Annotated in this window: 10 protein-coding genes; 6 read left to right on the forward strand and 4 right to left on the reverse strand. The window is 70.9% G+C overall.

Annotation, left to right across the window (positions count from 1 at the left end):
- Positions 1-37: 37 nt before the first annotated feature.
- The 3 genes from G6024_RS12855 to G6024_RS12865 all read right to left on the reverse strand — a co-directional run bounded on the left by G6024_RS12855 (position 38) and on the right by G6024_RS12865 (position 1,971).
- Positions 38-574, reverse strand: a complete 537-nt coding sequence (locus G6024_RS12855; RefSeq protein ID WP_067717088.1) for a ferritin — start codon at positions 572-574, stop codon at positions 38-40.
- 107 nt (positions 575-681) lie between these two features.
- The gene (locus G6024_RS12860; RefSeq protein ID WP_067717087.1) at positions 682-1,461 is read right to left on the reverse strand and encodes an SDR family oxidoreductase; all 780 of its coding nucleotides are present in this window, start codon (positions 1,459-1,461) and stop codon (positions 682-684) included.
- A gap of 60 nt (positions 1,462-1,521) precedes the next feature.
- Positions 1,522-1,971 carry a limonene-1,2-epoxide hydrolase family protein gene (locus tag G6024_RS12865; protein ID WP_067717084.1) on the reverse strand — a complete coding sequence of 150 codons (450 nt, stop codon included), beginning with the start codon at positions 1,969-1,971 and terminating at the stop codon, positions 1,522-1,524.
- Between the two features lie 73 nt (positions 1,972-2,044).
- Between G6024_RS12865 and G6024_RS12870 the strand changes: the two genes are divergently transcribed.
- The 3 genes from G6024_RS12870 (at position 2,045) to G6024_RS12880 (ending at position 5,083) form a co-directional block, all read left to right on the forward strand.
- Positions 2,045-2,956 carry an alpha/beta fold hydrolase gene (locus G6024_RS12870; RefSeq protein ID WP_159148870.1) on the forward strand — a complete coding sequence of 304 codons (912 nt, stop codon included), beginning with the start codon at positions 2,045-2,047 and terminating at the stop codon, positions 2,954-2,956.
- 115 nt (positions 2,957-3,071) lie between these two features.
- On the forward strand, positions 3,072-4,382 hold the full coding sequence (mshA, locus tag G6024_RS12875) for a D-inositol-3-phosphate glycosyltransferase (RefSeq protein WP_067717081.1): 1,311 nt from the start codon (positions 3,072-3,074) through the stop codon (positions 4,380-4,382).
- Positions 4,383-4,519: 137 nt separating this feature from the next.
- Positions 4,520-5,083, forward strand: a complete 564-nt coding sequence (locus G6024_RS12880; protein ID WP_069389592.1) for a type III secretion system chaperone family protein — start codon at positions 4,520-4,522, stop codon at positions 5,081-5,083.
- A 24-nt stretch (positions 5,084-5,107) separates the two neighbouring features.
- Here G6024_RS12880 and G6024_RS12885 read toward each other — a convergent pair whose 3' ends face one another.
- Positions 5,108-6,817 (reverse strand): long-chain-fatty-acid--CoA ligase, encoded by a 1,710-nt coding sequence (locus G6024_RS12885; protein WP_067717079.1) that lies wholly within the window; start codon positions 6,815-6,817, stop codon positions 5,108-5,110.
- 41 nt (positions 6,818-6,858) lie between these two features.
- Here G6024_RS12885 and G6024_RS12890 point away from each other — a divergent pair, with 41 nt between their 5' ends.
- From G6024_RS12890 to G6024_RS12900, 3 genes are all read left to right on the forward strand, one after another.
- Positions 6,859-7,605, forward strand: coding sequence for a phosphoglyceromutase (locus G6024_RS12890; protein ID WP_067717075.1), 747 nt, complete (start codon positions 6,859-6,861; stop codon positions 7,603-7,605).
- Positions 7,606-7,719: 114 nt separating this feature from the next.
- Positions 7,720-8,916: a sensor histidine kinase gene (locus G6024_RS12895; RefSeq protein WP_067717072.1), complete on the forward strand. Its 1,197-nt coding sequence runs from the start codon at positions 7,720-7,722 to the stop codon at positions 8,914-8,916.
- Positions 8,913-9,602 carry a response regulator gene (locus G6024_RS12900; RefSeq protein WP_067717069.1) on the forward strand — a complete coding sequence of 230 codons (690 nt, stop codon included), beginning with the start codon at positions 8,913-8,915 and terminating at the stop codon, positions 9,600-9,602. The genes G6024_RS12895 and G6024_RS12900 overlap by 4 nt, the downstream gene beginning before the upstream one ends.
- The last annotated feature ends 21 nt before the right edge of the window (positions 9,603-9,623 follow it).

Genomic DNA, 9,623 nt, shown 5'->3' on the forward strand with positions numbered 1-9,623 from the left:
GGTGGCCCGGCGGCGTGGCGGCGCAGCCGGCGCAGGGTCAGACGGCGCCGCCGGCCACGGAGGGCGGGGTGCCGGTGTTGGTGGAGGAGTCGGTCTCGCGGGCCAGGTACTCCTCGATGCGGAACCAGTCGTCGGCGGCGCGCTCGGCGATGGTCACCAGGGTGTTCATGTTGGCGACCTCCTCGACCTGCTCGCGGAGGAACCACAGCATGAACTGCTCGCCGAGCGGGTCGGATTCGGCGCGGGCGGCCTGGAACATCGCCTCGATCTGCCGGGTGACCTGCTTCTCCTGCTCCAGTGCGGCGCGCAGCGCATCGGCGGGACCGCGGAACTGGGCCTCCGGCGCGGGCACGGCCGGGATCGTCACGGCGATCTCCCGGTCGAGCATGTACTGGACCATCATCATCGCGTGGTTCCGCTCACCCAGGCTGTGCGAGTAGAAGCGCGACGCCAACTGCGGTAGGTCCTGCGCGTCCGCCCACACGGCGATCGCGATGTACTGCTGACTGGCGGCGAACTCGTGACCGACCTGAGCGGAGAGGAGTTCGACGAATGAGTTCTTGTTCCTGGCCATGGAGGAGGCCCCTTTCGGTAGGGGGCCAGCCTATGTTCGCCGGCGACGTTTCACCAGGTCAGTAAGCCTAACCTGGGTACACCATGGCCAGCCTCACCTACCGCACATCAGCCCCGGTGGGCGCGCATCGCGGAGTGCTGGTCCCGCGGCTTCACCACGATCTGGTCCAGGTTGACGTGCGAGGGCCGGCTCGCCACGAACCCGACGATCTCCGCCACGTCCTCGGCCACCATCGGGGTGAGCCCACGGTAGACGGCGGCCGCCTTGTCGTCGTCGCCGTCGAACCTCACGCGGGAGAACTCGGTATCGACCATGCCGGGCGCGATCTCGGTGAACCGCACCGGCTGGCCCAGGTGCTCCCCGCGCAACGTCCGGTGCAGGACCGCTTGAGCGTGCTTGGCCGAGGTGTAACCGGAGCCGTTGTCGTACGACTCGAGGGCCGCGATCGAGGTGATGGTGATGACCAGCCCGTCGCCCGTATCCACCAGCACCGGCATGAGACCGCGGACCATGCGCAGCGTGCCGATGACGTTGGTCTCCCACATCCAGCGCCACTGGTCCTCGTCGGCGTCCATCACACTGGTCGTGCCCTTGGCGCCGCCCGCATTGTTGACCAGCACGTTCAGCCGGGGGATGGCCGCGCAGAACGCCTCGCACGAGTCGGCGTCGGTGACGTCGAGGGGCAGGGCGGTGCCGCCGATGTCCGCCGCGAGCGCCTCCAGCCGGTCGACCCGCCGCGCCCCGACGACCACGTGGAACCCGAGGCCGGCCAGCTCGCGCGCGGACGCCTCACCGATCCCCGACGACGCCCCCGTCACCACCGCGATGCGGGTCTCGGCGGGCAGGGCGGCGAGCCGCTCACGGGCGGCGGAGTGGTCGATGCTCATGGCCTAGAGACTAGGCGGCGGGTCCGACACGGTCGATGGGGGAGGACGACGACGACGAGGTCAGCGACCCCGACCAGTGACCATTTCGACGAGTCCGCGCACCGCGCCCTTGGCCATGTCGGCCTTGGAGAAGTAGTCCTGCCAACCGCACACCCGGCCATCGCGGACCTCGAGGCGGCCGCACACCCAGAAGCCGACGCGGAACCGCCCCACCCCCAGGTAATCGGTGCGCTCGGTGAGCACCACGACGGGGGCCGCCGGGTCGGTCGGGTCCGCGGGCGCCGACACCGCGAGGTGGTGGATCTCCACGCCGAAGCGGATGCTGCGGTTCATCGAGGAGATCGCGCCGACGACCGCGCGCTTGCCCCGGATGGTCGGCAGGCCGATGTTGGCCCACCAGACGTCCTCGCTGAGCAGGTCCGCGGCGGAGGCGGTGGAGCCGGTCATCAGGGCGTCGAAGAACGTGCGGACCACGACATCGGGGTCGGTCCGGGTGCTGGTGGCTGCCATTGCGCAACGGTAACCGCCGCGGGCGGGGTCTGGGGGCCGGATCGCGGCGATCGGCTCTGGCACCATGAGGTTCATGGCCTCAGCCTCCCCCTCCGCCTCGCCAACCGACGCCCGTACCGACGCCCCCGCCGCCTCGACGCCCGCGCCCACCCTCCCTGCGCCCGCCCTCGCCTCGGCCGTTTCGTCCGACGGCACCGCGATCGCCTACCGCGTGCTCGGTGACCCCGCCGCCCGGCCGCTCGTGCTCATCCACGGGTGGGCGCAGTCGAGCGCGAGCTGGGGGCAGGACGTGCTGAACGACCTGGCCCGGCGTTTCCGCGTGGTGGCGATCGACCTGCGCGGCCACGGGCACTCCGACGTCCCGGCCGGCGGCTACGACTCGGCACCGCAGTGGGCCGACGACGTCGAGGCCGTCCTCGACTCCGCCGGGATCACCGAGGGCTCGGGCGCGATCCTCCTGGGTTGGTCCTACGGCGGGGTCGTGGTCGCGGACTACCTGGCCGCCCGCGGTGAGGGCCGGGTCGGCGGGATCGTGCTGTGCGGTGCGGTCACCTCCCTCTCCCGCTCGGCGGGCGGCGCGATCGGCCCGGCCATGAAGGAGGTCACCTCGGGCGGGGCGTTCGACGAGAAGCCGTCGGTCGCGCTGGCGGCGTTCACCAGCTTCGGAGCAGCCATGATGCGCTCGGGATCGGGCTCGGACGGGCAGCGGATCCTGGGCCTGTCGCTGGCCACGCCGCCGACGGTCCGGCAGGCGCTGCTCACCCGCAAGGTGGACAACGACGACACCCTGCGCGGCCTGTCGATCCCCGCGCTGGTCATCCACGGCGCCCACGACGGGGTGGTGCTGCCGTCGGCCGGGCAGGCGAACGCCGAGATGATCCCCGGCGGCCGCTACGTCGAGTTCGCCGAGTCCGCGCACGCGCCGTTCCTCGAGGAGACGCCGCGCTTCCTCGCCGAGCTCGACGAGTTCGCCGCCTCCCTGTAGCCGTTCGTGGCGGGCGGGCCCGGCGCGCTGGAGCCCACCTCGTCGTCGTCACCTCAGGGCGGGCGGGGGCACGGGCGACGTGCACCCCGGCGCGGGCGGGGGCACAATCGGACGGGTGACCGTAACCGACCTCGACCCCGGCGCCGCGCACCCCCTGCCCCGGCGCATCGCGGTCCTGTCCTTCCACACCTCGCCGCTCGCCCAGCCGGGCACGGGCGACGCGGGTGGGCTCAACGTCTACGTCCTGCAGACCGCGCGCCGCCTGGCCCGCCGCGGGGTGGAGGTCGAGATCTTCACCCGCGCCACCCACTCGTCGCAGCCGTCGGTCGAGCAGGCGGGCGACGGCGTGCTGGTCCGCAACATCGTGGCCGGACCGTTCGAGGGCCTGCGCAAGGAGGACCTGCCCACGCAGCTGTGCCCGTTCGTCGCCGGCGTGATGCGGGCGGAGGCCGGGCAGGCGCCGGGCCACTACGACCTCATCCACTCCCACTACTGGCTCTCGGGCCAGGCCGGGCTCGTCGCGTCCGAGCACTGGGGGGTGCCACTGGTGCACACCGCGCACACCCTGGCGGCGGTGAAGAACGCGGTCCTCGCCGAGGGGGACACCCCCGAGCCCGAGTCCCGGCGGATCGGTGAACAGCAGATCGTGGACGCCGCCGACCGGCTCGTCGCCAATACCACCGACGAACTGCGCGAACTCGTCGACTACTACGACGCCGACCCCGCGCATGCCGACGTCGTCCCGCCCGGCGCCGACCTCGAGCAATACACCCCCGGCACCCAACGCGGGACCGAGCGGGCCCGCCGCGCGCTCGGGCTGGGGCAGCATTCCGAGGTGATCGCCTTCGTCGGCCGGATCCAACCGCTCAAGGCGCCCGACGTGATCGTGCGGGCGCTGGCCGAGATGGTGCGCGCCCAGCCCCGCCGCGATGTGCGTCTGATGGTCGTCGGTGGGCCCAGCGGGTCGGGGCTCGAAAGGCCGCGCTCGCTGATGGAGCTGGCCGAGGAGCTGGGTGTGGCCGACCGCGTGTGCTTCCTGGCGCCGCGCCCGCCGTCGGAGCTGGTGGACGTCTACCGCGCCGCCGACATCGTGGCGGTGCCGTCGTACTCGGAGTCGTTCGGGTTGGTGGCGCTCGAGGCGCAGGCGTGCGGCACCCCCGTGGTCGCGGCCGCGGTGGGCGGGTTGCCGACGGCCGTCGGCGACGGCCGGACCGGGATCACCGTCGACGGGCACGATCCGCGGGAGTGGGCGCGCGTGTTGTCGGGATTGTTGGACGACGACGAGCTGCGCCTGTCGATGTCGCGGGCCGCCCCGGTACACGCCTCCGGGTTTTCCTGGGACTCCACCGCCGACGGGCTGCTGTCCTCGTATGCGGGCACGATGGCCGCATACCGGGCCCGACGTGCGGAGGCAACCGCGTCCTGATCTCCCGTCCGCAGGAGCCGCCGCGTCGAATCGCCTACGAGGCCCGGCCGACGCCTGGCCCGGCCGACGACAAGTCTTTGCCGACGACAGGCCCCAGCCGACGAGAAGTCCCAGCCGACCACCCCGAAGGAGTCACGATGATCGACCCCACCGAGAGCAAGCGCATGGACGACGACGGGCCGGCCCCGCACCGGGACGATGTCGACGCCCCCACCGTCGAGCGGATCCGCAACTTCCTCGTGGAGCGGGAGATCGAGTCGACGCTGGCCGACGGACGGACCTTCGTCGTGATCCTGCCGGGGGAGAAGCGTCTCAAGACCGCGTGCCACCTGACGGTGAACCGGGAGAGCGTGCGCATCGAGGCGTTCGTGTGCCGCCGACCCGACGAGGACTTCGAGAAGGTCTACAACTACCTGCTGAGGCGCAACCGGCGGCTCTACCAGGTGGCCTACACGCTGGACAACAACAGCGACATCTACCTCGTCGGCCGGATGCCGCTGGTCGCGGTGACCGAGGAGGAGCTCGACCGCGTGCTGGGTCAGGTGCTCGAGGCCGCCGACCACGACTTCAACGTCCTCATCGAGCTGGGCTTCCACACCTCGATCCGCCGCGAGTGGGAGTGGCGGGTGTCCCGGGGCGAGCCGCTGCGCAACCTCGACGCGTTCCGCCACCTCACCGAGGACCTGCCCCAGCCCGAGTAGCCCGGGGCCGGGACAACCCGCCGGTCAGGGGTTGATCTGCTGCGCGACCCTCTTGCGCAGGACCTTGCCCATCGGGTTGGTGGGCAGTTCGTCCAGTTCGACGAACTCGCGCGGGACCTTGTACCCGGCCAGCGAGCCCTTGCAGTGCGCGCGCAGGGCGTCGGGGTCGAGTGTGGCGCCGGGCTCCGGCACGACCGCGGCGATGACCTTCTCGCCGCCGTCGGAGCTCGGGCGGCCCACCACGGCGCAGTCCGCGACGCCCGGGGCCGTGCGCAGCACCGCCTCGACCTCCGACGGGTAGACGTTGAACCCGCCGGTGACGATCATCTCCTTGATCCGGTCCACCACGTGGAGGAAGCCGTCGGAGTCCTGCACCACGACGTCGCCGGTGCGGATCCAACCGTCGTGGAAGGTCTCGGCGGTCGCCTTCTCGTTGCGCCAGTAGCCCGGGAACACCTGCGGTCCTTTAACCAACAGTTCACCGGGCTCGCCGGCCGGTGCGTCGACCGAGGGGTCGTCCTTGTCCGCGACACGGATATCGGTGTCCGGGAACGGGACGCCGATGGAGCCGGCCCGCCTCGCCGTCGACATGGGGTTGCCGACGGTGATGGGGGAGGTCTCGGTCATCCCGTATCCCTCGACCAGGAGGCCGCCGGTGGCGGACTCCCACCTCTCGATGAGCTCGGCGGGCAGGCTCATGGCGCCGGACAGCGAGTGCCGGATGCCGTGCAGCGGGATCTTCCGCTTTTCGGCCTCCTCCAGGATCTTGGTGTAGATCGGCGGGACGGCCGGGATGAAGGTCGGCAGCTCCTTCTTCAGGATCGGCATAATGAGGTCCATGTCGGGGGTCGGGACCAGTTGGAGCCGCGCGCCCTCGGCGATCCCGAACACCACGCACAGCGTGACGCCGTAGGCGTGGAACATCGGCAGGGAGGCGAGGAACTTCTCCTCGCCCGGCGTGAGTTCGGGAACCCAGGCGCGACCCATCTTCGCGTTGGCCACCAGGTTGGCGTGGGTGAGCACGGCGCCCTTCGGGGTGCCGGTGGTGCCGGAGGTGTAGAGGATCAACGCGGGATCCTCGGCCGCCGGCCGCGGGTACGAGAAATCCAGCTCGGCGCCCGTCTCGAGGTCCGCCCAGTCCAGCGTGCCGGGTGCCGGCCGGGAGAGCTTGTCCCGGGAGGCGCGCAGTGACGGCACCGGCAGGTGCTTGAGCGCCAGCCTCTTGGCGGCGGGGAGCTCGTCGAGCAGGTCGACCGAGATGATGTGCTCGATCGCGGTGCCGGGCCGGTCGGCGAGGTCCCGCACCACGGGCGCGACGACGTTCCAGGTCACGACCACCTTCGCCCCGTGGTCGGCGAAGGGGCCCTCGAGCTCGTCGGCGGTGTACAGGGGGTTGTGCTCCACGACGATCGCACCGATGCGCAGGGCCGCATAGAAGACCGCGACGCCCTGGGGACAGTTGGGCAGCAGCACGGCGACGCGGTCGCCGCGGTCGACGCCCAGGCGCCGCAGGCCCTCGGCGGCGCGGCGCACCCGCCTGCCCAGGTCGGCGTAGGTGGTCAGGCGGCCGAAGAACTCGGTGGCGGGCCGGGACGAGTAGGAGCTCACGGCGTCGTCGAACTGGTCGATCAGCGTGGTGGTGCCGTAGTCGAGATCCTGCGTGGTCCCCGGCGTGTAGTGGACGGTCCACGGCCGCCCGGTCGATTCGGGGGTGTCTCCGGCGTGTGCGGTCATGTCTGCACCGTAGTCCTCGGAGCGCGGGTCATAATGGCCGTATGGCTTACGGAACACTCGTCCTCCTGCGTCACGGGCAGTCCACGTGGAACGCATCCAACCAGTTCACGGGCTGGGTCGATGTCGACCTCACCGATCTCGGTCGGGAGGAGGCGGTCCGCGGCGGAAAGCTCCTCGCCGAGGCCGGGATCCTGCCGGACATCCTGTACACCTCGCTGCTGCGTCGCGCGATCACCACCGCGAACATCGCGCTGGACGCCTGTGACCGCCACTGGGTCCCGGTGATCCGGCACTGGAAGCTCAACGAGCGTCACTACGGCAAGCTCCAGGGCCTGAACAAGGCGGAGATCAAGGACCAGTTCGGCGACGAGCAGTTCATGTTGTGGCGCCGCAGCTACGACACCCCGCCGCCGCCGATCGACCCGGCGGGCGAGTATTCGCAGACCTCCGACGTGCGCTACGCGGACCTGCCGGAGGTGCCGTTGACCGAGTGCCTCAAGGACGTCGTGGACCGGTTCATCCCGTACTACGTCGCCGAGATCGCCCCCAAGCTCGCGGAGGGCAAGACCGTGATGGTGGCCGCGCACGGCAACTCGCTGCGCGCCCTGGTCAAGCACCTCGACGGCATCTCCGACGAGGATATTGCCGGCCTGAACATCCCCACCGGGATCCCGCTGGTCTACCACTTCGACGAGACCGGGCTGGTCGCCAACCCGGGCGGCACCTACCTCGATCCGGAGGCCGCCGCCGCGGGTGCGGCCGCCGTGGCCAACCAGGGCGGCAAGTAGTAGGTGAAGGCCCGGTGAACGGGTCGCGAACCCCCGGCAGCCTGCGAACTTCGCGCAGGTGGCCGGGGGTTTGGCGATTCGGGCGCCGGAACGCCACACCGTAGGATCGGGGTCGTGCAGGTCAGTCTGGGGATCTTCCTCGCGATCGTCGCCGGGATCATCGGCTTCATCGTGGGCGGCTTCGTCGTCCCACTGATCCACCGACGCGGTGAGCGTCGGCGCGCGGAGCAGGCCGGGCCCAGCCGGCTGGATGTCCTGCGGGGCGTCTATCAGCAGGCGCCGTACGCACTGGCGGTCGTGGATCGCCACCAGGACGTGGTCCTCTACAACCGTCGTGCAGCGGAGTTAGGGATCGTCGATGACCGCCTGCTGGTGGAGCCGGTCTGGCGCGCGGCCCGGTCGACGTTCACGGACGGCCACCCCGCCCGGTTCGACCTGCCCGCCAAGATGGCCCCCGGCCGCCGCCGCATACCGTCGGTGAGCGGGCGCGGGGAGATCCTCGAGGGCAACGGCGAGCAGTTCGTCGTGGTCTTCGCCGACGACGACTCCGAGCACCGTCGTATGGAGGCGGCCCGCCGCGACTTCGTCGCCAACGTGTCGCACGAGCTCAAAACCCCGGTCGGGGCGATGGCGGTGCTCGCCGAGGCGCTGCTGGAGTCCAAGGACGACCCGGACTCGGTCGAGTACTTCGGCGGACGCGTGGTGAGCGAGGCCCAGCGGCTCGGCAAGATGGTCTCCGAGCTCATCGAACTCTCTCGACTGCAGGGCGCCGAACGGATCCGCGACCCGGAACCGGTGGACGTGGACGACGTGGTGGCCGAGGCCCTGCGCCGGTCCGCGTCGGCGGCGGAGGCGGCCGGGATCGAGCTCATCACCGATGCGCCGTCCGGGCTGGAGGTCAAGGGGGACTGGACCCTCTTGGTCACGGCGGTGGCCAACCTCATCTCGAACGCCATCAACTACTCGCCCGACCACACCCCGGTGTCGATCACCCGGTCCGCGACCGGGGACACCGTGACGCTGCGGGTCACCGACCGCGGGATCGGCATCGCCCCGGAGCACCAGGCCCGCGTCTTCGAGCGGTTCTTCCGCGTCGACAAGGCCCGTTCCCGCGCCACCGGCGGGACCGGGCTGGGTCTGGCGATCGTCAAGCACGTCGCCCAGAACCACAACGGCGCCGTCAGCCTGTGGAGCCGCCCCGGTACGGGGTCGACCTTCACACTCGAACTTCCGGCTCATGTGGAGCCGGGTGGCGCCGGGGGGACCCCCGGCGCCGAGCACGCCGACCAAGGAGAGGACCAGGTGCCGTGACCAGGGTGCTGATCGTGGAGGACGAGGACTCGCTGGCGGATCCGCTGGCGTTCCTGCTCCGCAAGGAAGGCTTCGAGGTCACCGTCGCGGGGGACGGCCCGACCGCGCTGGAGAACTTCGAGTCCGAGGGCGCGGACATCGTGCTGCTGGACCTCATGCTCCCCGGGATGTCCGGCACCGATGTGTGCAAGCGACTGCGGACGACGTCGACCGTCCCGGTGATCATGGTGACCGCCCGCGACAGTGAGATCGACAAGGTCGTCGGTTTGGAGCTGGGCGCCGACGACTACGTGACCAAGCCCTATTCGGCCCGCGAACTCATCGCCCGCATCCGGGCGGTGCTGCGCCGCGGCGCCGAGGCCGAGGCGGAGCCGGTCAGCGACATCGGCGTCCTGGAGTCGGGGCCGGTGCGGATGGACATCGAGCGGCACACGGTGCTGGTCCGCGGCACGGCCGTCACGCTGCCGCTCAAGGAGTTCGACCTGCTGGAGTACCTGCTGCGCAACTCGGGCCGGGTCCTCACGCGCGGACAGCTCATCGACCGGGTGTGGGGGTCGGACTACGTCGGCGACACCAAGACCCTCGACGTCCACGTCAAGCGTCTGCGCTCGAAGATCGAGTCCGATCCCGGCAAGCCGGTGCACCTGGTGACCGTCCGCGGGCTGGGCTACAAGTTCGAGGGCTGACAGTGATGATGTGTGTAGTGG

It is taken from the genome of Dietzia maris (assembly GCF_014144855.1).
Taxonomy (GTDB): domain Bacteria; phylum Actinomycetota; class Actinomycetes; order Mycobacteriales; family Mycobacteriaceae; genus Dietzia; species Dietzia kunjamensis.

Excerpts from the sequence above, each read along its gene's own strand:
- G6024_RS12855 (WP_067717088.1), bottom strand. The coding sequence starts at position 574 with ATGGCCAGGAACAAGAACTCATTCGTCGAACTCCTCTCCGCTCAGGTC.
- G6024_RS12860 (WP_067717087.1), bottom strand. The coding sequence starts at position 1,461 with ATGAGCATCGACCACTCCGCCGCCCGTGAGCGGCTCGCCGCCCTGCCC.
- G6024_RS12865 (WP_067717084.1), bottom strand. The coding sequence starts at position 1,971 with ATGGCAGCCACCAGCACCCGGACCGACCCCGATGTCGTGGTCCGCACG.
- G6024_RS12870 (WP_159148870.1), top strand. The coding sequence starts at position 2,045 with ATGGCCTCAGCCTCCCCCTCCGCCTCGCCAACCGACGCCCGTACCGAC.
- G6024_RS12880 (WP_069389592.1), top strand. The coding sequence starts at position 4,520 with ATGATCGACCCCACCGAGAGCAAGCGCATGGACGACGACGGGCCGGCC.
- G6024_RS12885 (WP_067717079.1), bottom strand. The coding sequence starts at position 6,817 with ATGACCGCACACGCCGGAGACACCCCCGAATCGACCGGGCGGCCGTGG.
- G6024_RS12890 (WP_067717075.1), top strand. The coding sequence starts at position 6,859 with ATGGCTTACGGAACACTCGTCCTCCTGCGTCACGGGCAGTCCACGTGG.